21 protein-coding genes are annotated in these 25,457 nt (G+C 69.9%); 11 read left to right on the top strand and 10 right to left on the bottom strand.

Annotated elements, in window-relative coordinates; genetic code table 11:
- The first annotated feature begins 26 nt into the window (after positions 1-26).
- Both Q9G87_RS06940 and Q9G87_RS06935 read left to right on the top strand, forming a co-directional pair.
- Positions 27-1,427, top strand: coding sequence for an FUSC family protein (locus Q9G87_RS06940; protein ID WP_305915363.1), 1,401 nt, complete (start codon positions 27-29; stop codon positions 1,425-1,427).
- Between the two features lie 19 nt (positions 1,428-1,446).
- Positions 1,447-1,950, top strand: a complete 504-nt coding sequence (locus tag Q9G87_RS06935; RefSeq protein ID WP_305915362.1) for a MarR family winged helix-turn-helix transcriptional regulator — start codon at positions 1,447-1,449, stop codon at positions 1,948-1,950.
- 16 nt (positions 1,951-1,966) lie between these two features.
- Here the strand turns inward: Q9G87_RS06935 and Q9G87_RS06930 are convergent, their stop codons facing one another.
- From Q9G87_RS06930 to Q9G87_RS06915, 4 genes are all read right to left on the bottom strand, one after another.
- A complete protein-coding gene (locus tag Q9G87_RS06930; protein WP_305915361.1) occupies positions 1,967-3,613 on the bottom strand; it encodes an AMP-binding protein in 1,647 nt (548 codons plus the stop codon).
- 62 nt (positions 3,614-3,675) lie between these two features.
- Complete coding sequence (locus Q9G87_RS06925; RefSeq protein WP_305915360.1) at positions 3,676-4,158, bottom strand: cupin domain-containing protein; 483 nt, start codon at positions 4,156-4,158, stop codon at positions 3,676-3,678.
- Between the two features lie 60 nt (positions 4,159-4,218).
- Positions 4,219-4,677 carry an acyl-CoA thioesterase gene (locus Q9G87_RS06920; protein ID WP_305915359.1) on the bottom strand — a complete coding sequence of 153 codons (459 nt, stop codon included), beginning with the start codon at positions 4,675-4,677 and terminating at the stop codon, positions 4,219-4,221.
- Complete coding sequence (locus tag Q9G87_RS06915) at positions 4,667-5,575, bottom strand: acyl-CoA thioesterase (RefSeq protein ID WP_305915358.1); 909 nt, start codon at positions 5,573-5,575, stop codon at positions 4,667-4,669. The genes Q9G87_RS06920 and Q9G87_RS06915 overlap by 11 nt, the downstream gene beginning before the upstream one ends.
- A gap of 121 nt (positions 5,576-5,696) precedes the next feature.
- Here Q9G87_RS06915 and Q9G87_RS06910 point away from each other — a divergent pair, with 121 nt between their 5' ends.
- The 3 genes from Q9G87_RS06910 to Q9G87_RS06900 all read left to right on the top strand — a co-directional run bounded on the left by Q9G87_RS06910 (position 5,697) and on the right by Q9G87_RS06900 (position 9,572).
- Positions 5,697-6,116 (top strand): RidA family protein, encoded by a 420-nt coding sequence (locus Q9G87_RS06910; protein ID WP_305915357.1) that lies wholly within the window; start codon positions 5,697-5,699, stop codon positions 6,114-6,116.
- 118 nt (positions 6,117-6,234) lie between these two features.
- Positions 6,235-8,598, top strand: coding sequence for a bifunctional salicylyl-CoA 5-hydroxylase/oxidoreductase (locus Q9G87_RS06905; protein ID WP_305915725.1), 2,364 nt, complete (start codon positions 6,235-6,237; stop codon positions 8,596-8,598).
- Positions 8,599-8,726: 128 nt separating this feature from the next.
- A complete protein-coding gene (locus Q9G87_RS06900; protein ID WP_305915356.1) occupies positions 8,727-9,572 on the top strand; it encodes a PaaX family transcriptional regulator in 846 nt (281 codons plus the stop codon).
- A 69-nt stretch (positions 9,573-9,641) separates the two neighbouring features.
- On the opposite strand, the gene Q9G87_RS06895 is transcribed toward Q9G87_RS06900, so the two are convergent.
- On the bottom strand, positions 9,642-10,652 hold the full coding sequence (locus tag Q9G87_RS06895) for a LacI family DNA-binding transcriptional regulator (RefSeq protein WP_305915355.1): 1,011 nt from the start codon (positions 10,650-10,652) through the stop codon (positions 9,642-9,644).
- Positions 10,653-11,073: 421 nt separating this feature from the next.
- Here Q9G87_RS06895 and Q9G87_RS06890 point away from each other — a divergent pair, with 421 nt between their 5' ends.
- The 6 genes from Q9G87_RS06890 (at position 11,074) to Q9G87_RS06865 (ending at position 17,229) form a co-directional block, all read left to right on the top strand.
- Positions 11,074-12,267: a sugar ABC transporter substrate-binding protein gene (locus Q9G87_RS06890; RefSeq protein WP_305915354.1), complete on the top strand. Its 1,194-nt coding sequence runs from the start codon at positions 11,074-11,076 to the stop codon at positions 12,265-12,267.
- A gap of 69 nt (positions 12,268-12,336) precedes the next feature.
- A complete protein-coding gene (locus Q9G87_RS06885) occupies positions 12,337-13,287 on the top strand; it encodes a carbohydrate ABC transporter permease (protein ID WP_305915353.1) in 951 nt (316 codons plus the stop codon).
- On the top strand, positions 13,284-14,102 hold the full coding sequence (locus tag Q9G87_RS06880) for a carbohydrate ABC transporter permease (RefSeq protein ID WP_305915352.1): 819 nt from the start codon (positions 13,284-13,286) through the stop codon (positions 14,100-14,102). Before Q9G87_RS06885 ends, Q9G87_RS06880 begins: the two co-directional genes overlap by 4 nt.
- A 26-nt stretch (positions 14,103-14,128) precedes the next feature.
- On the top strand, positions 14,129-14,911 hold the full coding sequence (locus Q9G87_RS06875) for a ThuA domain-containing protein (RefSeq protein WP_305915351.1): 783 nt from the start codon (positions 14,129-14,131) through the stop codon (positions 14,909-14,911).
- Complete coding sequence (locus tag Q9G87_RS06870) at positions 14,908-16,002, top strand: Gfo/Idh/MocA family protein (RefSeq protein ID WP_305915350.1); 1,095 nt, start codon at positions 14,908-14,910, stop codon at positions 16,000-16,002. The genes Q9G87_RS06875 and Q9G87_RS06870 overlap by 4 nt, the downstream gene beginning before the upstream one ends.
- Before the next feature lie 141 nt (positions 16,003-16,143).
- Positions 16,144-17,229, top strand: coding sequence for a hypothetical protein (locus tag Q9G87_RS06865; protein WP_305915349.1), 1,086 nt, complete (start codon positions 16,144-16,146; stop codon positions 17,227-17,229).
- A gap of 28 nt (positions 17,230-17,257) precedes the next feature.
- Here the strand turns inward: Q9G87_RS06865 and Q9G87_RS06860 are convergent, their stop codons facing one another.
- From Q9G87_RS06860 to Q9G87_RS06840, 5 genes are all read right to left on the bottom strand, one after another.
- Positions 17,258-20,584 carry a CHAT domain-containing protein gene (locus Q9G87_RS06860; RefSeq protein WP_305915348.1) on the bottom strand — a complete coding sequence of 1,109 codons (3,327 nt, stop codon included), beginning with the start codon at positions 20,582-20,584 and terminating at the stop codon, positions 17,258-17,260.
- Between the two features lie 14 nt (positions 20,585-20,598).
- Positions 20,599-21,483 (bottom strand): hypothetical protein, encoded by an 885-nt coding sequence (locus tag Q9G87_RS06855; RefSeq protein WP_305915347.1) that lies wholly within the window; start codon positions 21,481-21,483, stop codon positions 20,599-20,601.
- A 9-nt stretch (positions 21,484-21,492) separates the two neighbouring features.
- Positions 21,493-21,873 (bottom strand): hypothetical protein, encoded by a 381-nt coding sequence (locus Q9G87_RS06850; protein WP_305915346.1) that lies wholly within the window; start codon positions 21,871-21,873, stop codon positions 21,493-21,495.
- A gap of 96 nt (positions 21,874-21,969) precedes the next feature.
- Positions 21,970-22,329 (bottom strand): MmcQ/YjbR family DNA-binding protein, encoded by a 360-nt coding sequence (locus Q9G87_RS06845; protein WP_305915345.1) that lies wholly within the window; start codon positions 22,327-22,329, stop codon positions 21,970-21,972.
- 73 nt (positions 22,330-22,402) lie between these two features.
- Positions 22,403-25,237 carry a hypothetical protein gene (locus Q9G87_RS06840; RefSeq protein ID WP_305915344.1) on the bottom strand — a complete coding sequence of 945 codons (2,835 nt, stop codon included), beginning with the start codon at positions 25,235-25,237 and terminating at the stop codon, positions 22,403-22,405.
- Between the last annotated feature and the right edge of the window lie 220 nt (positions 25,238-25,457).

Here is a 25,457-nt window from a genome sequence, read left to right as displayed (position 1 = left end):
GTAAAACATCTGCTAAGCTTATCTCGATGAGTGCCATACCGTGCGACCAGCGCCGCGTCCGCCTGCCCGTCCGGGCCGCCCTCCAGTTGGGGCCGCTCGGTGACATCTGGCACAAGCCCGCGATGAGCGGCGTGGCCGCGCTGGCCGTGGTGCAGCTGGCGTTGCTGCTGGCCGGGCGGCTCGACCTGGTTCTGTACGCGTCCGCAGGAGCGATGTGCGCCCTTTACTGCCACGGCCTGCCGTATGCCGCGCGCGCCAGGGCCCTGGCCTGGACCGTGCTCGGCATGGTGGCAGGCACGGCCGCCGCGCTCGTCACGGCCGCGCTCACCGACTCGATCGCCATCCGGGTGGCGGTGGCCGCGCTCCTGGCAGGCCTGCACAAGGCCGCGTGCGACATCACCCGGATCGGGCCCCCGGGAAACGTCGTGCTCACGTTCGTCACCGCCAGCGCCGCCTTCGTACCGCAGCACCTCTCCGAGGTCCCCTTCCACGTGGGGCTCGCGGTGCTGGGCGGGGTCGTGGCCTGGGTGGTCGGGATGGCGCCCGGGCTGGTCAGGCCCGACGGTCCCGAGCGGATCGCGGTGGCGCGGGCCCTGGAGGCGGCGGCCCGCCTGGTGCGGGCGCGTGATCACACCGAGGACCCGCACCACGCCCGCCATGCCGCCGAGGCCGCCGAGGCCGCCGTCAACGCCGCCTGGCAGACGCTGCTGAGCTCCGGCGCCGCCGATCGCCAAGCGCTCGGGCGGCTGCTGGTCCAGGCGGAGTCGGCCGTGCCGGGCCGGTCCGCCGAAGCCCTGATGGCGTACGCTCGCGAGCTGCGCAAGGGCCGGCCGCTGCCCGAGCCGTCCGCCGCGGACCCGCGGCCGGCGGCGATCGAAGAGGACGAGCTCGCCGGCGTTTTCGCCGAGCGGCGGATGCCCGCCCGAGGCTCGGCCTTCGGCCGTTTTCTCCTGGACCTGGCGCGTCGATGGCGAGTGGTGGTGATGGTCACCGCCGGCACGGCGCTGGCGGGCCTGGCCTCTATGGCGCTCGGGGTGGGCAGGCCCTACTGGGCCGTCGTGACGGCCGCCGCGGTGTTCGCCGCCACCACCACCCTGTCCTGGAGCCGCGCACTCCAGCGCGTGGTCGGCAACCTGGTCGGCGTCGGGCTGTTCACTCTGCTGGCGCCCGTCACCAGGCTCGGCGCGCTCGCGCTCATCGTGACCGTGCTGGCCCTGCAGTTCGTCACCGAGGCGGCCATCACTCGCAACTACTGGCTGGGCAGCGTGTTCGTCACGCCGATGGCCATCCTGATGACCCAGTTCGCCGACACGCAGCCGGTGCCCGTGCTCGTGGCCGACCGCTGGCTGGACACCTGTGTGGGGGTCGCCGCCGGGCTGCTGGCCTGCGTGCTCCTGCTCGACCGGCGGGCCGCCCGGAAGCCGTGACGCGAGGAAAGGAGAGCACATGGAGGACGCCGTGGCGATCGCCCTGCGCCAGTGGCGGCAGGTCCTTCCCGACGCCGACCTCGATCCGATCGCCGTCATCGGCCGGCTCAACCGCTGTGCCGCCCTCCTGCAGCAGGCCACCGACGCTCCGCTCACCCGTGCCGGGGTGAGCCGCGCGGAGTTCGACCTCCTCTGCGCGCTCCTCAGAGATGGCGGCGAGCTGACCCCCGGCCGCCTGGCCCGCGAGACGTTCGCCTCGGGCGCGGCGGTGACCAAGCGGATCAAGCGCCTGGAGGGCGTGGGCCTGGTCGGCCGGCGCGTCGACGGCCGCGATCGGCGCGTGGCCCACCTCTCGCTCACCGAGCAGGGCAGGGACCTCATCATGCGGCTGGTGCCGGAGCAACTGGAGTACGAAGCTGCCCTGCTGTCCGGCCTGCCCGCCGAACACGAGCGTCAACTCGCCGACCTGCTGGCCGAGCTCCTGCTCATGCTGGAGGGCCGCCTGGGCGGCACGTTCGGCTGACCGGGCCGGGCGCCGGTCACACCGAGGCCGCCTGCTCGTTCCTGACGATGTCCCGCAGCCTGAAGTGCTGCAGCTTGCCGTTCACGTTGCGCGGCAGGGAGTCGCAGAACCGCACGTCGCGCGGGTACTTGAACGGGGCTAGGACCTGCTTGACGTGATCCTGGATCTCCTTGGCCTTGGCGGCGTCGCCGGTCACGCCCTCGCGGAGCACGACGAAGGCGCAGACCACCGAGCCGCGCTCGGCGTCGGGCCGGCCGACGACGGCGGACTCGATCACGTCGGGGTGGGTGTCGATCGCCGCTTCGACCTCCGGCCCGCCGATGTTGTAGCCCGAAGAGACGATCATGTTGTCGCTGCGTGCCTGGTAGTAGAAGTAGCCGGCCTCGTCCTTGGAGAAGATGTCGCCGGTGACGTTCCAGCCGTTGAGGACATAGTTCTTCTGGCGTACGTCGTCGAGGTAGCGGCAGCCGACGGGGCCGATCACAGCCAGCAGTCCCTGCTCGCCGGGACCGAGCTCCGAGCCGTCGGGGGCGAGGATGGCGGCGCGGTAACCCGGCACCGGTTTCCCCGTGGCGCCGGGGCGCATGTCGTCACCGGCGGCCGAGATGAAGATGTGCAACATCTCGGTGGCGCCGATGCCGTCGATGACCCTGAGCCCGAGCCGGTCTCGCAGCTGCTCCCACGTTTGCCGCGGGATGTGCTCGCCTGCCGAGACCGCGGTCCGCAGCCCGGCGAGCCGCTGTTCCCTGCCTTCGCGCAGGATCGCCTTGTAGGCCGTGGGGGCGGTCGCGAGAACGGTGACGCCCTCCCGCTGGACGATCTCCGCGAGCTGCGGCGGCGTGGCCGCCTCGGTCAGCAGGGCGCAGGCGCCCGCCCGCAACGGGAAGACGACGAGCATGCCGAGGCCGAAGGTGAAGGCCAGGGGGGCGGAGCAGGCGACGACGTCGTCCGGGGCCAGCTTCAGCACATGGCGGCCGAAGGTGTTGTCGATGGACAGGAGGTCGCGGTGGAAGTGCATGGTGATCTTCGGGGCGCCGGTGGTGCCGGACGTCGGTCCGAGGAGCGCCACGTCGTCGGCGGCGGTGTCCACGGCGGTGAACTCGCCCGGCTTGGCGGCGGCGCGGGCGATGAGATCCTCCGGACCCGTGCCGCCGTACTCCATGACCGTCAGCGACGGCAGCACGGTGTCGCGAACGGCGTGGACATCTTCGGCGCACCGGTGGTCCACCAGCGCGATCGAGGGCAGGGTCCGCTCCACGATGGGGGCGATCTCGCGGGCACGCAACGCGGCCATCGTGGTCACGACGACGCCGCCTGCCTTGAGCACGCCGAGCCAGGCCGCGACCGTCCACGGGTTGTTGGGCGAGCGCAGCATGACCCGCTGTCCCGGAACCAGGCCGAGGTCCTCGGTGAGCACGCGGGCGACCTGATTGGCGCGGGTCCGCAGCTCGCCGTAGGACCAGGTCTCCCCACCCGGTGTGCGCAGCGCCGGCCGCTCGGCCCCGAACGTCGCGACGGGGACGTCGATGAGCTCGGCGCCGGCGTTGAGGCGGGCCGGATAGCGCAGCTCCGGCGTGGCGAACTCGATTGTCGGCCACAGGGAGGCGGGGGGCAGGTGGTCGCGAGCGAAGGTGTCGAGGTGTGCTGAGGCCGAAGGAGGCAACGGGGGAGTCCTTCCAGAGGGACCGCCGAGCGTGGACCCGGCGGGTCAGGCGGTGCGGGGGTTCACCGGTCCAGCCAGTCACGCAGGTCGGCGTCCGCGACGTCGGGCAGGTTGACCACGATGTTCTCCGGCGTCCGGGTGGTCATCCACACCAGCGGCCTGGTGCGCGAGAGGTTGCACTCGACGTGCGGCATGTACGGCGGTACGAAGACCCAGTCGCCCTCTTCCATGTCGACGTAGTCCTCGAACTTCTCGCCGAAGTAGATGCGCGCCCGGCCCGACAGGACGTAGCCACCGGTCTCTGCCTCGCCATGATGGTGGGACACCGAGCGGTAGCCGGGCTCGTTGCTGACCTTGCCGAACCAGAGGCGGGTGGCGGGGGTGTGCTGGATGCTGACCCCGGAGACCCGGACGGCGCCGCCTGAGTCGGCGGTGTTGACGTTCTCGTGACCGCCGCGCGTCACCACCGGGGCGACGAGACCGCTGGGCAGCCGGTACATCGAGTTGTCGCCGTCGAGGCGGTACTTGCTGAGGTCGGGCTCCATGAGGCCGGCTCCCTTGCTGTGGTCGGCGAGGTGCTTATCTCGTATTTTTCACGGTCGTCATCAATTGTCAATGAACAACGAAGTGAGCCAGGAGGCAGGCCAAGGACGGCTCCGGTCCTCGCCCCGGGGAGCGTGGACGACCACATAGCGCCCTGCCGCGGCCCGCCGCCGGGGGCGTCCGTCGAACTCCTCCCCCCAGACCTCGAAGCGGAAGGTCATGGAGGAGGTGCCGACGGCTTCGACGTGCAGCATGACGGTGACCTGCTGGCCGAAGAACAGGCGCTGTTCGAAGTCGACCTCGTAGCGCACCCGGGGCGCGTTGCCGAAGTAGCCGGTGATCCCTCGCTCGCGCATGAGCGCGGCCTCGGCCGCCTCCACGAACCTGGTCACGGCCGTGTTGTGGTGGTGTCCTGAGGCGTCGGTGTCGCTCCATTCGACCCGCATCACGTGTTCGACGGCGGCCTTGCCGCTCGCGGGCGGTCGCCGGTCGGCGAGGGAGAGGCGGTGGTCAGGACGCACGGATGACCCCTTCCTGCGCGACCGTGGCGAGGTGGCGTCCTTCGCGGTCGAAGAAGCGGCCGAGTCCCAGGCCGCGGCCGTTCTGGGCCGCCTCGGCCTCCTGGGCGTAGAGCAGCCAGTCGTCCATCGTGGCGGGGCGGTGGAACCACATGGCGTGGTCGAGGCTGGCGGTGGTGAGCCCCGGGCGGGCCCACGGCAGGTCGAGGACGCGCAGGATCGGCTCCAGGATGGTGTAGTCGCAGACGTAGGCGAGGGCGGCCAGGTCGCGTGCGCGCGAGGTGAGACCTTCGACGGGCCGCAGCGGGTCGAAGGGCCGGACCCAGATCGCCTGGTGCGGGACCGGGGCGCCGTCCACCTTCAGATAGACCGGGCCGGGCACGTGCCGCATGTCGAAGCCGCGACCCGACGACCAATAGTCCTTCGACTCCTTGGTCATGGTGCCGCCCGCCTCCGTGCCCGGCTCTGTCGCGTCCAGATAGGCGGCGCTGGTCGGCAGCGCGTCGGGATCGGGGAGGCCTTCCGGCGCGGTCGCGGCGTACTCGCCTCCTTGCTCCCCGGCGTGGAAGGAGGCCATCGCGAGGTATGCGAGCTTGCCGCCGGAATACCCGCGGACGTGCCGCGTGGAGTAGCTCCGCCCGTCCCTGAGACGTTCGACCTCGTAGCGGATCTCGGCGCCGACCTCGACGGGGCGCATGAAGTAGCTGTGCAGCGAATGCAGCGTCCTGTCGTCGCCGGCCGAACGCATCACCGCGGCGGAGGCCTGTGCGACGAGGTCGCCCCCGTACGCCTTGGGCCAGGGGCAGTCCTGCGACCTGGCGACATAGGCCTCGTCGAAGTGCTCCGGAGCCGTCGGGGTGAGCCTGAGTGCCGCCGTCACGATCTCCGAGGTGGGGCTCATGGATGTGGCTGTCCCTTCAGATCGGTGGTCCGCGGGTGCGGGGCGAACCGGCGCGAATATATCGTATTCTTCGCGATCGTCAGATAATGTCAATATGAACACCGAGTCGAGGAGGACCGCCGTGAAGCCCATCGCCGTCAATCCCGCAGCCCTTCCGGCGCCGAGCGGCTACTCGCATGGCACGCTGCAGGGGAACACGCTCTACCTGGGCGGGCAGACCGCGCTGGACAAGGACATGCGCATCGTGGACGGGGGCATCGTCGAGCAGTTCCGGCAGGCGTTCGGCAACCTGCTGACCACGCTGCGCGAGGCGGGCGGAGAGCCCGGGGACCTGGTCAGCATCACGATCTACCTCACCGACATCGCCGACTACCAGGCGCACGGCAAGGAGATCGGCAAGGTCTGGCGGGAGCTGGCCGGGCCCGTCTATCCGGCCATGGCCGGCATCGGGTGCACCGAGCTGTGGCAACCGGAGGCCATGATCGAAATCCTCGGCACGGCCGTGATCCCTGACGAGAGGCTGAAGGTTCCTCAGGGCTGAGGCGTCTCGCAGGCACGCGACGTGGAGCAGTCCAGTCACTGAAATTACGTTTTATTGACGATCGTTCGAAATGCGGGATAACTTGACGCTCGGCCCGTCGTCACATGAGGAGGACATCGTGCGGATCGCGGTCATCGGGGGAGGGCCTGGCGGCCTGTATTTCGCCGTGCTGGCCAAGCAACTGGGACCGGGACACGAGATCACCGTCTGGGAGCGCAACGCCCCGGACGACACCTTCGGTTTCGGTGTGGTGTTCTCCGACGAGACCCTCGGCGGGATCGAGCACGCCGATCCCGGCATCTACCGCCGGATGGAAGCGGAGTTCGCCCGCTGGGACGACATCGACGTCCACTACCGGGGGCAGGTGCTCACCAGCGGCGGCCACGCCTTCGCGGCGCTGAGCCGCAAGCGGCTGCTGGAGATCATGCAGCAGCGCTGCCGGGAGCTCGGCGTCACGATCCACTTCCTCACCGAGGCGCCGGACGTGTCCCAGCTCGCCGCGACCCACGACCTGGTGGTCGCCGCCGACGGGGTCAACTCGGCCGTCCGCTCGAAACACGCCGACTCCTTCCACCCCGACCTGGAGCAGCGGGCCTGCAAATACATGTGGCTCGCCACCGACAAGGTGTTCGACGCCTTCAAGTTCTACGTCGTCGAAACGCCATACGGCGTGATGCAGGGGCACGGCTACCCCTTCGACGCCCACGGCAGCACCTTCATCGTCGAGATGCACGAGGATGTCTGGCGCCGGGCCGGGTTCGACGCCCTCGCCGCCCGCCCGTTCGCTCCCGGCGAGTCCGACGAGAGGTCCATCGAGCGGGTCAAGGAGATCTTCGCCGAGGAGCTGGACGGCTGCTCCCTACTCGCCAACAACAGCAAGTGGATCAACTTCACCACGGTCAGGAACGACAGCTGGCGGCACGAGAACATCGTGCTCCTCGGCGACGCCGCGCACACCGCCCACTTCTCCATCGGCTCGGGAACCAAGCTCGCCATGGAGGACGCCCTCAGCCTGGCGGCGTGCCTCCACGAGCGGCCCACCCTGGACGAGGCGCTCACCGCGTACGAGAGCGAGCGCAAGTCCGTCGTCCGGTCGACCCAGCGGGCGGCGCAGGCGAGCCTGGAATGGTTCGAGAACCTCGGGCAGTACGTCGGCCAGGAGCCCGAGCAGTTCGCGTTCAACATCATGACCCGCAGCCGCCGGGTCACCTACGACAACCTGCGGCTGCGCGACCCCGAGTTCGTGGCCCGCGTCGACGCCTGGTTCGCCGGCCGGCAGCCGCAGCGCCCGGGAGACGGGCCCGCGACGCCGCCCATGTTCCACCCCTTCCGGCTCGGCGAGCTGGAGCTCGCCAACCGGGTCGTGGTGTCGCCGATGGACATGTACCGGGCGGTCGACGGCATGCCGAACGACTTCCACCTCGTCCACCTGGGAGGAAAGGCGCTCGGCGGCGCCGGGCTGGTCATGACCGAGATGGTCTGCGTCTCCGATACCGGTCGCATCACGCCCGGCTGCACGGGCATCTGGAACGACGAGCAGGTGGCCGCGTGGCGCAGGCTCACCGACTTCGTGCACCGCGAGAGCAAGGCGAAGGCCGGCATCCAGGTGGGCCATTCCGGGCGCAAGGGCTCCACGCGCCTCATGTGGGAGGGGATCGACCAGCCGCTGCCCGAGGGCAACTGGGAGGTCGTCGCGCCGTCCGCCCTTCCGTACAAGGAAGGGGTCAACCAGGTGCCCCGCGAGCTCACCCGTGCCGACATGGAGGAGATCAAACAGCAGTTCGCCGACGCGGCGCGGCGTGCCGACGACGCCGGTTTCGACCTGCTGGAGCTGCACTGCGCGCACGGCTATCTGCTGTCGTCCTTCATCTCCCCGGTCTGCAACCGCCGCGCCGACGAGTACGGCGGCGACCTCGCCGGCCGGCTCCGCTACCCGCTCGAGGTCTTCCGCGCGATGCGTCAGGTCTGGCCCCGGCACAAGCCGATGACCGTGCGCATCTCGGCCACCGACTGGGTCGAGGACGGCATCAGCGCCGACGACGCCGTGGCGATCGCGCGCGCGTTCGCCGACGCCGGCGCCGCGGCCGTCGACGTGTCCACGGGGCAGGTCACGCCGGAGGAGAAGCCGGCCTTCGGCCGGTCCTATCAGACGCCGTACGCCGACAAGATCCGCAACGAAGTCGGCATCCCGACCATCGCGGTCGGCGTGATCTCCTCCTACGACGACGTCAACTCGATCATCCTGGCGGGCCGGGCCGACCTGTGCGCCCTGGGCCGGGCCCACCTCTACGATCCCAGCTGGACGCTGCACGCGGCCGTCGAGCAGGACTACGCCGGGCCGGGCGCGGCGTGGCCCGACCCATGGCGGGCAGGCCGCCGCAAGCCGCAGACGGGCCGGACCGACGGGCCCAAGCCGCGGCTGCAGCTGATCCGCGAGGGCACGTCCACGACCCGGCACGCCCGATGGAGGCCCGAGCGCTGAACGGTGCCGCGCAGCGGATAGTGACCTCGGTCGGGCTGTGGGGAGTCGGTACGATGAAAACCGTTTGATGCCGGGTAGGGAGCACGCCATCCGCCGGAGTGCGTCCGTGAGCGCGCAAGAGGTGCACCATGGTGGCCAACGAAGACGACGAAGCCAATGGAAAGGGCCAGAAGCCCCGTGCTCTGATCGTCACCGTCTATGGCCTCTACGCGCGCGAAGTGGGCGGCTGGATGAGCGTCGCCTCGGTCATCAAGCTGCTCGCCCGCTGCGGCGTGGACGCGCCGTCCGTCCGTTCGGCGATCTTCCGTCTCAAGCGGCGCGGCCTCCTGGCCGCCGCCAAGGTCGACGGGACGGCCGGATACGCGCTCACCGAGGAGGCCTACCAGATCCTGCGCGAGGGTGACCGGCGCATCTTCGAGCGGCGACAGGCGACCTCCAGTGAAGGGTGGCTGCTGGCCATCTTCAGCGTGCCGGAAACCGAACGCGACAAGCGGCACCAGTTGCGCTCCCGGCTGTCCTGGCTCGGTTTCGGCACGGTCGCCGCGGGAGTCTGGATCGCGCCCGCCCATCTGCTCGACGAAACGCGAGACGCCCTCGAGCGCTACGGGCTGAGTGCTTACGTCAATCTCTTCCAAGCCCACCATCTGGCGTTCACCGACATCAGGGAGCAGATCCCGGGCTGGTGGGACCTGTCTCGCCTGCAGCGTCTGTACGACGAGTTCCTGGCTCAGTACGGCCCTGTGCTGGACAGCTATCGCGATCGCAAGACCCTGGACCCCGCCCAGGCGTTCGCCGACCACGTCAGCGCCCTCACGGACTGGCGCCGGCTGCCGTACTCCGACCCGGGGCTTCCCGCTGAGGTGCTGCCCGCGGACTGGAACGGCGTGAAAGCCGCCGAGACCTTCTTCGAACTGCACGACCTGCTGGCCAAGCCGGCCCACCGGTTCATCGAAACCGTGCTGAAGGACGCGTAAGCCGCCGGGCAGGCGGGGCGGTCCGGCGTCATCCTTCAACGAACGTGAAAGCGTCCCGGGGTCCGCACGTCAGGGGCGGAGCGGCGCGGGGCCCACGGACTGGCCCGGCACCAGGGTGCAGGGGATGAGGATGTGCGGCGGGCTGTCCTGGACCCCTTCGAGCTGGTCGATCAGCGCGTCCGCGGCGAGGCGGCCGAGCTGGGGAGCCGGTGCCGCCATGACCGTCAGGGACGGCTCGATCATCTCGCCGAGCTCGCGTGTGGTCGACGCCATGATGATGGAAAGATCGTCCGGCACGGTGCGGCCGAGTGCGCGCGTGCCTTTGACGAGCCCCGCCGAGGCCCCCTCGTTCACGAGGATCACGGCCGTCGTGTCCGGGTGGTCGTCGTGCAGGATGCGCGCGGCCTCCCTGCCGCCGGCCGAGGTGCCTTCCACCGGGAGGACGACGGGCGGACGGCCGAGCGCCGCCATCGTGTCGAGGTAGGCGGCCTCAGCCCGCATGATCCGGCCGGGCTCGTTTGCCGCCTTCGTCCGCTGGATGATCAGCGCGATGCGCTCGTGGCCGAACGAGCGGAGATGCTCGACCGCCTGGTCCATCGTGGTGGTGAAATCGATGTCGACGAACGGCAGGTCGTCGTTGTCGGTCCGGCCGATCAGCGTGAACGGGAGTCGCGAGGCGATGAGCCGGTCGACGCGGGAGTCGTGGATCTGCACCTCCATGAGCAGCGCCCCATCGACGAGGCCGCCGGCGAGCAGGTGCGACATCTGCTCGTCGGCGTTCACCGGCCACAGCACGAGGTCGTAGCCGCGCTCGCGGGCGCCGTGCGCGGCGCTCATGACGAACTGGATCACGGTCGCGTTGGGCCGGGCCTCGAAGTCCGGGTGCAGCAGCGCGAGGATGCGCGTGCGGGAGCTGGCCAGGGCGCGGGCGACGACGTTTCGCCGGTAGTCCAGCTCTTCGATGGCCGCTTCGATGCGGGCCCGGGTCTCCGGCGCGACGGGCTTGGTGCCGTTGATGACGAAGGAGACCGTGGCGATGGAGACGTTCGCACGCTGGGCGACGTCGCGCATCGTGACCATGGGTGCCGCCTCCCGGCTGCTGAGGGCGCGCGAGATGGGAGAAACTCGCGAGGCACTGCGACTATATCCCAAGGGCCTTCGTAAAACCGCTTAACTTCTTGTTGACATTGCCTGACGATCGGCGCAACATACTTCACAAGCACCAGCCGGTTAAGCGGTTTGATTGATCAGTGTCCATAGCCCGGAGCGATGCGGGCCCCCTTCCGCTCGTGCCGTGAAAGCGCAGGCGGACGGGCCGCCGTGACCCTACATGACCCATTTCCAGCGTTGACTCCGTGGTCCGACTCGATGAAAAGCCCCCACCCGCCGTGCACCGTCGAGGAGGCGGTCATGCACGGATACGCCGGATGCATTCCGGTTCCGCAGAAGGAGTACTTCTCTCATGGAGACAGCACGGAAGCGCCGCGGTAAGGCGCCCAAAGTGACTGTCGCGGCAGCGGCCCTCCTCCCCCTCACCCTGACCGCCCTGACCGGATGCGGCGGAGCGGGTGCTGCCGACGCTCAAGCGAAGAACACATTGACGATCCAGGACTATTACGACGAGGCGCATGATCCGATCTACCACGCGTGCGCGAAGAGCCTCGGCGTCGACATCGAGATCAACCACATCCCAGGGCCGGGGCTGATCCCCAAGGTGCTTCAGCAGAGCTCCTCGCGCACCCTTCCCGACGTGCTGATGCTCGACAACCCCGACGGGCAGCAGATAGCCGCCTCCGGCGCGCTCGCACCGCTGACCGACTACGGCGTGAGCGGAGAGGGCCTGGTGCCATCCGTCGTGAAGGCCGGCACGTACGAGGGAAAGCTGTACGGCCTCGCCCCCGCCGTGAACACCCTCGTCATCTTCTACAACAAGGACCTGTTCCAGGCCGCCGGCATCACCTCACCTCCCAAGACGTGGGACGAGCTGCGTGCGACCGCGAAGAAGCTGACCACGCAGGACCGTTACGGCTTCGCGATGAGCAACATCAACACCTACGAGGGGACGTGGCAGTTCCTGCCGTTCATGTGGAGCAACGGCGGCTCGGAGGAGGACATCACGACTCCGGAGACCGCGCAGGCGCTGCAGCTCCTCGTCGACCTGCAGAACGACGGGTCCATGTCCAAGAGTTCGGTCATCTGGAGCCAGGACGACGTGATCGACCAGTTCATCGCGGGGAAGGCCGCGATGGTGGTCAACGGCCCATGGCAGATCCCCACGCTCAACGAGCAGAAGGACGTGAACTGGGGCACGTTCACGGTCCCCACGCGGGTGGCGTCGCAGGACCCGGTGGCCCCGCTCGGTGGTGAGATGTTCACGGTGCCGCGGACCGGCGACAAGGCCAAGATGGCCAAGAGCGGGCAGTTCGTGAAATGTCTCGTCTCATCGGCGAGCCAGCTCCAGTCGGCCGAGGTCAGGCAGAACATCCCGGCGGACCCGGGCGTCGCGCAGAAGTTCGGGGAGTCCAGCCAGACGGTCATGCCGTTCGTCGGCGCCGTGCGGAACGCGCGCTCGCGCACCGGGATTCTCGGGCCTGACTGGCCCAAGGCGGCCACGAAGATCTACAACGCTGTGCAGATCGCGCTGACGGGTCTGGCCACACCGGCCGAAGCACTGCGGCAGGCACAGGGCGAGTAGCCACTCGACAACGAGGCGGCCCGTCCCGAGGCACGCGGGCTCCTCGGTCTTCATCGAAAGGAGTGGCTCATGACGTCAGCCAACCTCAGCATCACCGCCGCAGGAGACTCGCTCGGCAGGCTGGGCCGCAAGGCGGCATGGATGCGCCTGTTCCGGCGGCACGCGCAGTGGCTGTTCTGCCTGCCCGCCATCCTGTTCGTCGCGTTCTTCTTCGGATACCCGATCGTCCAGAACATCGTCATGGGTTTCCAGGAGTACGGGGTCTCGACCTTCTACAGCGGCGAGGCGCCCTGGGTCGGCCTGGCCAACTACGTGACGACCTTCTCCAGCCGCCTGTTCACCACGACCCTGGTGAACACGGCGCTGTTCACGATCGGGTCGATCTCGTTCCAGTTCGTGATCGGGCTGGCCCTGGCGCTGTTCTTCAAGCGCACCTTCCCGTTGAGCGGTTTCCTGCGGTCGTTGTTGCTGCTGCCGTGGCTGCTGCCCTTGATCGCCTCCAGCGCGGTGTGGAAGTGGATGCTCGACCAGGAGAGCGGCGTCCTCAACCAGTTTCTCGGCCTGTTCGGCGTCGATCCGGTCCCGTGGCTGGTCGATCCGACCCTCGCGCTCATCGGGGTCATCGGCGTGAACATCTGGCTCGGGATACCGTTCAACGTCGCGATCCTCTACAGCGGTCTGCAGGCGGTTCCGCGCGAGCTGTATGAGGCGGGATCGCTGGACGGCGCAGTCGGGTGGAAGGCGTTCAGGCACATCACCTGGCCGAGCATCAGATCCGTGGTCAGCGTCGTCCTGGTGCTCGGCGTCGTCTACACGCTCAAGGTCGTCGACATCATCCTCGGCCTGACCGGCGGCGGCCCGGCCAACTCCACTCAGACCCTGGCGACGAACGCCTACAACAAGTCGTTCGTCGAGTTCAACTTCGGGGAAGGCGCCGCGATCAGCAACGTCCTCATCGTGGTGTCGCTCGTCTTCGCCATGGTCTACCTCTTCATCTCCCGGCGGGAGGCCCACGAGTGAACACGTCATCGACCGTCCGCCGGCTGCCCATGACGGTGCTGGGCATCTTCTTCCTCGCCGTGATGATCTTCCCCGTCTACTGGATGCTCAACAGCAGCCTGCAGGCGGATTCCGGCGCCGCCTCCACCGAATTCCTCCCGCTCAACGCGACGTTCTCCGGATATGCGCAGGCCCTGGAGGAACAGGGCCCGAACTTCGTCACCAGCCTGATCGTCGCCCTGGGAACGGTCGTGCTGACCCTGGTCATCGCCACGCCCGCCGCCTACGGCCTGGCGCGCTTCCGTACCCGGGGCAGCAGCGTGTTCCTGCTGGTGTTGCTGATCACGCAGATGATCCCCGTCATGGTCATCGCCAACGCGCTCTACCCCCTCTTCAACTCGCTCTTCCTGATCAACAACGTCCTCGGCCTGATCCTCGCCAACACCGCCGCGGGCATCCCGTTCGCCGTGCTGCTCATCCGCGCGTTCATGGGCGCCATTCCCGGGGCGCTCGTGGAGGCCGCGATGGTGGACGGGGCGGGCAACCTGCGGGCGTTCCTCTCGATCGTCGTACCGATCAGCAAGAACGCGATCGTGACCGCCGCGCTGTTCACCTTCCTGTCGGCGTGGAGCGACTTCCTCTTCGCCCTGACCCTGACCAGCACCCCCGAGGTGCGGCCCATCACCCTGGGCATCTACGACTACATCAGCGCGAACACCCAGGACTGGAGCGCCGTCATGGCGACCGCGGTGCTCGCCTCCGTCCCGGCGGCCCTGCTGCTGATCTTCGCCCAGCGCTACATCGCGGCAGGCGCCGTCAGCGGCGCCGTCAAGTGAATCCCTTGAAGAAAGGACACGTCATCATGCGACCTCTTCACGTCACCGTGTGGGGTGAGAACCGGCACGAGCAGGCCGAGCCCAGTGTGGCCAAGATCTATCCGGACGGCATGCACAACGCCATCCGCCGCGGCATCGAGGGCTGGCTGGGGGAGAAGGCGACCGTCGCCACGGCCACGCTCGACGACCCCGAGCACGGCCTGACCGAGGAGGTGCTCGCCGGGACCGACGTGCTCACCTGGTGGGGCCACGCCGCGCACGCGGAGGTGTCCGATGAGGTGGTCGATCGGGTGCACCGGCACGTCCTGTCGGGCATGGGCCTGGTGGTGCTGCACTCGGGTCACTGGTCGAAGATCTTCACCAAGCTCATGGGCACCACGTGCACGCTGCGCTGGCGCAGCGCCAACGATCGCGAGCTGGTCTGGACGGTGAACCCGGCCCACCCCATCGCCCGTGGCATCCCCCACCCCATCGAGATCCCCGCCCAGGAGATGTACGGCGAGCAGTTCGACATCCCTGAGCCCGACGAGCTGATCTTCATCAGCTCCTTCACCGGCGGCGAGGTGTTCCGCAGCGGCTGCACCTTCCGGCGCGGCAACGGCAAGATCTTCTACTTCAGCCCCGGCGACCAGGACTATCCGGTGTATCACCATCCGGACGTGCTGCACGTCATCGCCAATGGCGTCGAGTGGGCGGTCGGCGACCGGTCCCGGCGCGAGCTGCCGATCCTGCTGCGCTACGAGATGGGCGACTTCTTCAACGGGCACGGCTACCAGGGTGCGATGCACAACAAGGAGAACGCCGAGTGAGCGCTTTCGCCCGCGTCGCCGATCCGGCGCGCCCGCTCCGCGTGGTGCAGGTCGGGGCAGGCGCGATGGGCCTGGCCTGGATGCGTACCCTGACCGCGTCCGACGACGTCGAGCTCGTCGGGGTGGCCGACCTCGACGTCGATCGGGCGCAGGCGGCCGTACGCACGGTCGGCGCCGACGCCAAGGTGGACGTCTCGCTCGGCGGCCTGCTGGCGGCCACCGAGCCGGACGCCGTCGTGAACGTCACCGTCCCGGCCGCCCACGGCGAGGTGAACGTCGAGGCGCTGTTCGCCGGGGTCCCGGTCCTGTGCGAGAAGCCCGCCGCGCCGACGCTGGCCGAGGCGGTCGTCCAGGTCGCCGCCGCTGAGGCGACCGGCCGGCTGCTGATGATCAGCCAGTCGCGCCGCTACTACGCCGCCCTGGCGGAATACCGGCGCCGGGTTGCCGAGCTCGGCACCCCCGGCCTGCTCACCACCGACTTCTTCCGCGGTCCGCGCTTCGGCGGCTTCCGCGACGAGATGGAGCAACCGCTGCTGGTGGACATGGCCATCCACGCCTTCGACGCCGCCCGCTACCTGCTCGACGCGGAGCCGGTCTCGGTCAGCTGCGAGAGCTGGAATCCCGCCTGGAGCTGGTACCGGGGCGACGCCGCGGCGACGGCGACGTTCCTCTTCGACGACGGCACCCGTTACGTGTACACCGGCGCCTGGTGCGCCGACGGGCTGGAGACGTCCTGGAACGGCCAGTGGCGGGCGGCCGGCTCCGGGGGCGCCGCGACCTGGGACGGCGAGGACCGCGTCACCTCCAGCGTGAGCGGCGCGGCGGACGTGCCGCCGGGCGCCAACGAGCAGATCGGCGGCGCGCTGGAGGAGTTCGTGGGGGCGCTGCGCACGGGCGTGGAGCCGTCGGGGGCGATCGCCCGCAACATCATGAGCCTCGCCATGGTCGAGGCGGCGGTGCGGTCGGCGGAGTCGGGGGCGCGGGTCCACCTCGACGCGTTGATGGACCAGGCCCGCCACGACGCGCTGTCCCGTACCGTCCGCGAGGAGATCCGCGCGCGGCTCGAGTCCTGGGAGCCGCGGCGCCGCTGACGGCCTGTTCCCGCAGCACAGAGAGCACGTGGAGGGTGAAGGCCTTGGTCTAGTACGTACGGGCGCGGAGGCCCGGTTCACTCCTATGCCGGATGGCGGTGGGGCCGGAGCAAGGGTGATGGAACCCCACACAATGGGGCAATGGCATACCCTCCACAACCTCCCCCGGAAGATCCGTGGGGTCCGCAGGCACAGGGAGCACCGCAGGAGCACGTCCGGCCCGGGTACGGTCAGCCGGGACATGGCCCCCAGCCGCGGCAAGGGGGCCCGCCGGACGGCTTCGGCCGTCAGCAGGGCCGGCATGGCGCACTCGGGTCACCCGGCCCGCAGGGTCCGCACAACCCCTACGACCCCCCGAGCGTCTACGGGGACCCGCAGAGCCTCTACGGCGGTGCCCAGAGCCCGTACGTCCTGCAGAACCAGTACGGCTCGCAGCACCAATACGGCCACGGCGACCCGTACGGCAGGCTCCAGGACCAGTACGACTACGGTCTGCCGCCCAAGCGCAACAGCACGCTGATCATCGGGTTGTCCATCGGCTTGGGCCTCCTCCTCCTGGCCGGTGGCACGGTCGGCGCGGTCTCCTACCTCAACGCCTCCGGCTCCAAGCCTTCCGTCGCCCTGCCGAGCACGGCGGTCCCCACGACGGCGCCTTGGCAGTCCGACTCCCCGTCGAAGGAGCCGTCGGACGAGCCCACCGAGCCGGCCGCCGAGCCCACGGGCAGCCCGGCCACCTCGACGAAGGCCCAGCCGGGATCGCCGATCGCCCACACCGAGTTCGACGACTGGAAGTTCGACCTGACCGGCATCAAGTTCGACGCCAACAAGGTTGAGGGCTGGACGTACGACACGTGCGATCCGGTGGACGGCGAGGGCGTGCTGGCCAGGAACAAGTGCGAGCGCGCCGTCCAGATCGCCTACTCGGCGTACCGCGGGCACCTCAAGGCGGTGCAGGTCATCATGGCGTTCCCCAGCGACAAGGCCGCCAAGGCCACCGCCAACCGGCTGGCGAAGCTCACCTCGAACGCGGTGAACATCCGCCGGGACATGACCCACACCACATACGCATACGGGAGGATCCGCACGAACGTGGCCAAGAAGTATGTGGTCGCCACGATCGTCACCGCGGACAACACGGCCAAGTCCAAAGCCGACAAGTTCCACCTCTACCTGCAGGCCGACTCCGTCGGCTACTTCCTGCTGCGCGACGTGACCGTCACCAGCTGACGCCCACCCGGAGAGCGACGCCATCGGGTCATGCCCCCGAGTGCAGGAATGCCGCCCAGGTCGAGGGCTGCCCAGGCCTGGCCTCGCGCATGCGGCGCGTGGCCAGGTGCAGGGCGAGCGCGCCGGGAATCCGGATCGGAGCGTCGATCGTCTCCCGTAGCTCTCGGTGGAAGTCGGCGGCCATCGTCGCCGCGACGTGATCGCCGATCTCCCACAGTGTGGCGACGGCCTGGGCGTAGCCGGCCAGCTGGAAGGCAGAGGCCAGGTGGATCGCCTCGTCGGCGAGCTTGGCGCTGCCGCGGGCGGTCGCGCAGGCGGAGAGGTAGGCCAGCTCGGCGTGGTCGAGGTGGAGCCGGCTGATCTCGGTGACGTTCAGCGGCCCGTCGTCCAGCAGGAGATGGCTCGCCGACGGGTCGTACGGGTCGCTGCCGGCGTGGCAGGCGAAATGCGCGACGGTCGCGTCGGGCAGCGCGGCCAGCACGGCGGCGCGGGACGCCTGCGGGCCGATGAGCGCCAGGCCGTGGACCCGGGCGGTGACCTCGACGGCCTCACGCGCGGTCTCTGGCAGCGCGGCATGGCCGGGGGTCGCCGGCATGGCCACGGTCAGGCCGGCGCGACGCGACGGCACAGGACGGGAGCGGCTGTGCAGCAGGGCGCGCAGGGTGGGCGTGTACGACGAGACGGCGCGATCGAGGACAGACGCGCCGGCGATCGTGTGACGGCCGGCGGCGTGCAGAGGAAGCGCATTGAGCGGCCCGGTCGGCGACCACCACAGCCGAGGCCACGACCCGTCTTCCGGAGGTTCGGCGAAGCCCAGCTCCGTCAGCACCGGTTCGGCCAGGACGTCCCACAGCCAGCCGAGGGTGTCGAGCAGCACCCCCTGCGCCTGGCCGGCCAGCAGCTCCGAGCCGGTCCGCACGGTGCGGATCGCGGTGTGGAACGCCTCTGCCTGCTCGATGAGCTCGGCGGCACGCAGGTCAGGCAGCCGCACTAGGCGGACGCCGTCGGCGCACAGAGCCAGCGCGTCGCAGCGGCGCGGGTTGACGTTGACGGTCACCACCGGCCCTTCGGCGGCGGCCGGCCCCAGGTCCGGCATGCCCAGCGGCAGCGGCATGAGGAACCGCCCGAACTCGGGCAGCGCCTGGATCCGGCCGACCAGCTCGCTCCACTCCGCGGCCATGTCGTGTAAGCGCCCGAGTTCGTCCAGCGTCGGTTCATAGCCGAGATCGGTGCTGACCTCGCGGATCCGCTCGCGCAGGGCGACGAAACGCTCAGCCAGCCGGGAGTCGGCGGCCCGCAGGTTCTCCAGCTCCCTGCGTGCGTTGAGCGCGCTGGAGTGCAGCAGCGCGCGCCCGTCCTCCAGCGCTTCCAACGCCGCCGGAGCGTCGCTGCGGTGGATCGCGGATACGGCCTCGTCCGAGGACAGGCGGGCCAGGCCGCGCGAGGGCAGGTCGTGCTCGCTCGGCGAGGCCGCCGCCAGGGCACGGAACCTGGCGCGGGATAGCGCCGCCATTCCCCACGCCATCACGAGCCGCCTGGCCTGCGCCACGTCGCCGGCGACGATCCGGCGGGTCAGGCTGACGGCCTCCTGATAGTCCGATTCCTCATGGGTGAGGTGGTATTGGTGGAACAGCGCGTGTGCGAGGGTCTTCAGCGTCGTCGTGTGCTCCGGGTGATCCTCCGGCAGGGCGGCAAGCTTCCCGCGGGCGTGCTTCAGCGTGTCCTCGAGCACGGCGAGGGTCTCGAACGGGGACAGCAGCGAGGTTCTCATCATGGTCATGTCGCCGACCAGGGTGGCCGACATGTTCATGGAGCTCATCAGCGATGGAAGCACCTCCATCAGCCGGGTCAGCAAGGCGACCGTCTCCCCGATCTGCCCGATCCCGCCCGGTTCGCCGAGGCCGCCCTGCCGCCGGAGCAGCTGGATCATGAGCTGGTTCACCGCCAGCAGGGGGCGTTCGGGATGGTCGTCCGGCAGCTCCCGCAGCAGGCGTTCGGTCAGGTCGAGCACCTCGTCGAAACTCGCCGTGTCGACAGGCGTCGAAGGCGGCTCGTCGGGGGCGAACAGCTGCGTCAGCATCGCGTCGAGCTGATCGTCCGCGCTCAGGTGGCTTGATCGCCGCCGCATGAACTCGAACGCCTTGCGTTCCAGGTCGGTGTCCGCGCTGTCGCGCAGGAAACCGGCCAAGAGGTCCATGAGCTGCGCGTGATGCCCCTCGCCGTCGGACGGGGCGATGCCCAGCAGCCGGGCGACGACGGCGAACATGTCGTCCGGTTCGTTCGAGACCTCGCCGCCGGCGGCCGGGATCGCCCGTGCGATGAGTCCGGTCAGGTCGTCCACGCGGCGCCGCGTCTCGGGGTCGAGCCGGCGGGTGGCGGACGGCCTCGGGGGCCGCCGCAGCTCGGCCCTGGCGAGCAGCCTCAGCCGGGCGCGCCGTTCGGGGCCGTGCTCGGGGGTCTGCTGCACGGCCCGGCGCAGGGCGGAGACGGCCTCGTCCAGTACGGCGGGATCGGCCTCGCTGGTGGCATCCGCCCAGAGCAGCAGCGAGGACCCCAGATCGGCGAGAATCTGCGGAAGGTTCTGATCCGCGCTCGTCGCCGTGTCCACGGCCAGGCGGAACAGCTCGATGGCCTCGGACAGCAGCGCCGTGTCCCGGGTCCTGAGAGCCTTGGCCTTCACCGCCAGGGCCAGGCCATTGGCGCAGCGGGCATGGTTCGAGTGCTCTCGTGGGGTGCCCTGGAACGCCTCTCTGAGCACCGCGAGGGCCTCGTCGAGGTTCGGCGGCTCCGGACTCCCATCCGGTGGCGTCAGCACGTCGCTCAGCATGAGCGCATACCCGAGATTGCTCAGGACCGTCGCACGGGAGGGATGATCGGGCGGCAGCGGGTGCAGGGCCCGGCGCAGCAGCCCGATCGCGGCCTCGCCGTCGATGCGCCGGTGCAGCCGGGTGAAGCGTTCGAGCACGAACATGGCCAGGTTGGACAGCGCCTCTGCGGACGCGTGCGTCCGCTCTTCCCCCACTGGGTCGTCTGGACCGAGCCACTCGCTGAACGAGGAGCGCACCTGGCCGGGCAGCGCGTCCGGCGTGGCCAGATAGAAGGGCATCAGGAGGACGAGCGCGCGGCCCCACGCTTCCTGCTGTCCCTGGTCCTCGAACATGACCGCCGCGCGTAACCAGTGCAGCAGCCCGACCGCGGACAACACCTCCTCATCCACGCCGTCCTGCGTGGCGAGGAACTCGAGCAGCCGCTCGGCCTCGGCCAAGGCCTCGGGGTCGAGAACGGCGGCGCCGTCGCCCGTGCCGGACACCGTGGCGAGCCGAGTGCGAAGCGCGGTGAGCAGCTGGTCACGCATGGTCGCCCTCTCCGTCAGGTGGACTTACGGAACCTCTCGCTGATCGTCTTTCCTCGTCCCGGGCGGACCGGCCGAGTCTCGTCGTCGAACCGCTCGAGCAGATCGTCCAGATAGACGTCCACGGTGGCCTCGACCAGTTCGGCGTAGACGTCGGCGGCCGCTCTCGCCCGCCGCCACGCGACCAGCCCGGCGCACAGCCCGATCATGGCGCTCGGCCACCACACCACGCCCACCGCGGCGTACAGCGCGGCCCACCCGCCCAGGGCGGTCGCCTCATCGAAACGTTGCCTGCTCTCGGTGAGCGGCTCGCGCGCCGAGTCGGGGAGCAACAGCCACAGGCGTGGCCAGGCGGCGCCCAGGTCCAGGCCATACTGCTTGCGCACCCTGGTCGCGGGGGCGTGCAACCGGTCGCCGGTCCAGGTCGGCCGGCGTGGCTCGGTCAGCGCGACGGCGTTCCTCAGCTCGGCGAGCTCGCCGAGACGGGCGTGATCGCCGTCGGCCTCGGCATTGTGGTAATCCTGCCTGAGCCGGTTCCAAGCCCGCCTGCGCCGCTCGATGAGCGCGGTCGCGAGCGGCCGGGCGACGGCCGGCCACCTCCCGGCCAGCAGATATTCGACGGGCCTGCCGAGCGATCGCGCGACGAATCCGACCGCCGAGGACGCGACGAGCAGGACGACCAGCAGCACCGCGGTCCGCACCAGGTCGGCCTGCTGCTGACCGCCGGCCGCCGCGGTGAGCTCGATCAGCTTTCGCCAGAGCAGTCCCGCATCCGCCCAGTGCCGCTGTCCGAGAATGGCCGCCATCGTGGCGACGGCCGTGAACACCAGCCCGGGCAGGACGAGCAGAGCGACCCACCGCTCCGCGACCTTTTTGCCGAGTTCGGCGAGGAAACCTGTCATGCCGCGTTCTCAGCTCTCGGCCACGAAACGCAGCGCCTGCTCGTGGATCTCGCAGGTGGGTAATTCCGCGTCGACTTCGCGGCGGACGACGCGCGTGCAGGTCCCCTTGGGGCACACGTAGTCGCCGATGACCGGCCCCCGTTCGGAGTCCAGCGGCGTGGGCAGCGAGGAGCGCTGCCGGGACCTGGTGTCTTCCGGCTCGGTCCTAGGGCTGTCGATGCCCAGCTGGGCCAGGAATCGATCGATCGGCTCGCCGCGACGAGCGGCCAGCACCGTCTGCGCCACGATGGCGCGGCGGCCGCTCGACGCGGGGCCGCGCAGCAGCGTGCGCAGCTGCGGCAGGGCGGCGCAGAATACGCCCAGCGCCTCCTGGTCGGGCTCCGCCGTCACGGTTTCCCTCCCGATGCGACCCCTCGACAGTGAAAGAGATCCTAACCGCATCGCCGGGCCAGGGCTGCTCGTCCGTGTGACGTTGACGCCCTGGCCTCAGGCGTGTCCGTCCATGAGGGCGACCAGCCGCTTCGGCGCGATCAGGCGGTAGCTGTCCCTGATCAGCTCGTCGATCTCATCCCAGTCCTGCTCCACGTCCAGCTGGGCGCCGACCCACCCCTTGCCGCCGACGTACGCGGGCACGAAGAAGCGCTCCGGGGCGGAAGCCACCAGGGCCTCCTGCACGCCCGGACCGGCCTTGAACATCATCGTCAGCCCGTCCTCGCTGGTCATCAGGAACAGCTTGTCCCGGACCCGGAACGAGGGCGCCGTGTGGCCACCGAACGGCTTCTCGACCGCCTCCGGCAGAGACAGGCAGATCTCCCGCAGCCGCGCCCCCACCTCGTCGTCAATCACGCACGGTATCGTACGCCTGTTCTACAACTCCCGAGAAGCCCGGCACACGACCTCCTAGCCTCTGGCCGTGGGGTCAGGGGCGCGAGGTGGGGGACGGCGTGCTCTCGTTGCGGGCGCCCTCGACCTGGGTGGTGGTCAGCGGCGCGACGACGTTGTTGGCCAGCGCGGTCGCGGCCGTGGTGGCGATGGCGATGGCGGCGGCGGCCAGCGGCGCGGCCAGCGTACGCAGCATGCGGATGCTCCTGATGCGCGCCCAGGGCTCACCGGCCAGCCGCATCAGCCGCCATTCCCACCAGAGTCCCAGCCCGATGCTGACGACCGCGATGTTGCCTGCGGCGACGAGGGTGCCGATCAGCGCCTCGTCCGCCGTGGATTGCGGCGTCACGGCCAACGTCGGTGCGGTGATGGCGGCGAGCGTCTGGACGTAGCCGGGCAGTTCGACAAGGAGCGCGGCCACCAGTAGCGCGAGCGATTTTGCGATCGGGTTGCCGCCGCGCACCCGCGGATAGAAGTAGCCGAAGATCATGCAGAGGGCGGGCAGCGAGATCAGCGCCATCGCAGCCAGCAGCGGCTTGGTGTTCTCGCTGCGCCAGATGTCGATGGAGACGATGACCCGTACCGTCGAGAAGGGCAGCGAGAGGAGCGTCCCCATGGCGAGCGCGGCCAGCGCGTTCTGCCACGGCGTCCGCCCGGCGACGGTGGCGAGGGCGTAGTCGGAGTCGACCGGCCCGGCGTGCTGGTCGCTTGCCCGTTCCAGCTCCGTGCGCTGCTCCTCGAAGGCGGCCGGCGAGCCGTCGCCCCCCTGTCCCTGCCGCAGCAGGCCGGTCAGGGCGAGGCGGACGGAGCGGCGCCTGATCATGTCACGGACGAGGGTCCGGTGTTCGGGCTGGGACACCGGTGTCGCGCCCGTCGCGGTGGCGCGGGGCAGCAGCCAGGCGATGCCCGCCCAGGCCAGCAGCATCGTCAGCCCTAGGTACTCGAGGTTCACGGCCAGTCCGCTCAGCACGAGCATGAAGAACACGGCCGTGTAATAGGCGGTCGCGGCGGTCAGGGCAGCGGTTTCCTCGCCGATGCGGCGTACCCGGACGATCAGCGCTGCCATGGCCAGCAGCAGCGCGCCGAACGCCGCGAAGGAGTAGACCGAGTTCAGGATGTCCAGGACCCGCTCGGCGTGCCATCGCATCGTCGTCCACTCGGGGATGACCGCGTAGGACTGGACGCCGATCGTCGTCGACACGGTCACGGCGTATATGCCCGCGGTGCGCATGGACCATCGGTGGCTCGCCTCCGTGACCCAGCCGACGGCCAGGACGGACAGGCACACGGCGAGCAGCGCGAACCACACCGCAGGGCCGGGGAAGATCCCGCCCACCATGGCCCGTCCCGCCGGCAGCGCGCCGACGGTCAGCGTGACGAGCGCGATGACCGGCAGCGCACGCCGCCACCGGGGGACCGCCGCCACCGCGCCCGCGGCGACCGCGGCGGCGACCGGCCCCCACAGGGTGACCGCGTTGCCGGTGAGCACCCACAGTCCCCACACCGAGAGCACGATGCCGGCCACCGCCGCCGCTCCGGCCGCGACCAGCGTCGGACGGACGTCGCTCACAGCGCGGGCGGCGGAGATGAGCGACAGAAGCGGAATGCCGACCGTCAGGATGAGCACGGTCCCGGCTCCAAGCGGAGAGATGGCCAAGACGTAGGCGACCAGCGGCATGGCCACGAGCACCCAGTTGCGGCGGCGGCGCCACCATGCGCCCCCGAGTGCCCGGGCGAGGGCGTACAGCAGGGCCAGCCCGGCCGCTCCCGCGAAGACGGCCCGCAGCGCCGTCCAACTCCGCGGGAGGAAGTTGAGCTCAGGTGAGTCAGTCGCAACGTCCTCCGGCTCGGCGCCTTCGATGTAAGAGCCGGCCACTACGGAATCTGTGAGGTAACCGGCCACGGACGCGGTCTGGCCGTCCTTGAGGAAAGCGGCCTTCATCGAGCTCCAGGCATTCATGCGCAGGTAGTGCCGGTCCTGGCTCAGCGGCGGCGAGCCGCGGGTGCCGCCCACCGTCCAGCCGGTGGCGGATACGACGAGCTCGTGCGCCGTCAGGGGAAGCCCGTCTTCGCCGTCGGGCGGCGAGAACTCGACTCCTACGAGGCCGCCGTCGTCGGGGTCGGCGAAGCCATAGGTCCGGCCGGTGAAGGTGACGACGGCCTGGCTCGCGCCGCGCTCCAGCCGTACGACGGGCGTGTCGAAGACGACCGCCAGGTTGGTGGAGCCCGGGTCCGGGGCGACGTCGCCCAGCCTCGTCTCGGCGAATCTGTCGGGGAGAAGTGCAGCGGCCCCCGACCGCAGGGCGGCCACGTCGGGATCGTCGGCCGGCAGCCGGAGCTCGTGCGTGACCGTGAACTCGTAGGGAATGTCGTCCGGCTCGTTGTCGTCGGCGATCGCCGCATCCCGGTGGGTGCGCCAGGCGCCGGGATCGGCCTGGGTGAGCGTGACGTACGTGGTCGCGATCCGGCGGAGTCCGGCCGGCCGAGCTCCGGTGGATGGGGTGGGAGTGACCGGGCCCTTCGTGACGACGAGCTCGGCGCTGCCGACCTGGCCGTCGTCCTCGCACGTGACGATCACTCGGTACTTGCCGGGGCTCAGGTTCTCTTCGAGGTCCACCTCGCCGTACCCCGCGGTCTGGTCGAGACTCTGGTCGGGGACGAAGGCGTCAGAGATCACGTCGGCGGTGTTGGTCTCGCAGGAGGCAATCACCCGCACCGAGTCGGTCCCGGTCGGCACCTGCGGCGGGTCAAGGGTCACCCGCAGCGGGGCGGGCGATTCGTCCTCGGCAGAGTACGGGTCCGGGATGGGCGGCACGTCCATGCGTGTCACCGCCAGCAGACCGCCGGCGACGGCCATGAGAACGGCCCCCACGCCCAGCCACCGTGCCGTCCGGCGACGCGGCCGGGATTCTTCTTGTGCCCCCACACCACGCATGTTCCAGCCCAAGCCCGCGTAGCAGGAAAGGAAGATGCGAAATCGTGATCACTACCTCGAAGGACACCACTACCGATGGTTGTCGTCCTGCGTTGGATGGCGCCATCTCACCCCCGCCGAGGAGGCGAGGAGCACCGTAGCCGGCGCACCTGCGCGG

The organism is Nonomuraea turcica (assembly GCF_030718205.1).
Lineage (GTDB): Bacteria > Actinomycetota > Actinomycetes > Streptosporangiales > Streptosporangiaceae > Nonomuraea.
Note: the sequence above shows the minus strand (reverse complement) of the source record. Positions and strands in the feature narration are given on the sequence as shown.

Bases quoted from the DNA above. Each gene is read 5' to 3' on its own strand.
- Q9G87_RS06940 (WP_305915363.1), top strand. From the start codon at position 27: ATGAGTGCCATACCGTGCGACCAGCGCCGCGTCCGCCTGCCCGTCCGG.
- Q9G87_RS06935 (WP_305915362.1), top strand. From the start codon at position 1,447: ATGGAGGACGCCGTGGCGATCGCCCTGCGCCAGTGGCGGCAGGTCCTT.
- Q9G87_RS06925 (WP_305915360.1), bottom strand. From the start codon at position 4,158: ATGGAGCCCGACCTCAGCAAGTACCGCCTCGACGGCGACAACTCGATG.
- Q9G87_RS06915 (WP_305915358.1), bottom strand. From the start codon at position 5,575: ATGAGCCCCACCTCGGAGATCGTGACGGCGGCACTCAGGCTCACCCCG.
- Q9G87_RS06900 (WP_305915356.1), top strand. From the start codon at position 8,727: ATGGTGGCCAACGAAGACGACGAAGCCAATGGAAAGGGCCAGAAGCCC.
- Q9G87_RS06895 (WP_305915355.1), bottom strand. From the start codon at position 10,652: ATGGTCACGATGCGCGACGTCGCCCAGCGTGCGAACGTCTCCATCGCC.
- Q9G87_RS06885 (WP_305915353.1), top strand. From the start codon at position 12,337: ATGACGTCAGCCAACCTCAGCATCACCGCCGCAGGAGACTCGCTCGGC.
- Q9G87_RS06875 (WP_305915351.1), top strand. From the start codon at position 14,129: ATGCGACCTCTTCACGTCACCGTGTGGGGTGAGAACCGGCACGAGCAG.
- Q9G87_RS06865 (WP_305915349.1), top strand. From the start codon at position 16,144: ATGGCATACCCTCCACAACCTCCCCCGGAAGATCCGTGGGGTCCGCAG.
- Q9G87_RS06860 (WP_305915348.1), bottom strand. From the start codon at position 20,584: ATGCGTGACCAGCTGCTCACCGCGCTTCGCACTCGGCTCGCCACGGTG.
- Q9G87_RS06855 (WP_305915347.1), bottom strand. From the start codon at position 21,483: ATGACAGGTTTCCTCGCCGAACTCGGCAAAAAGGTCGCGGAGCGGTGG.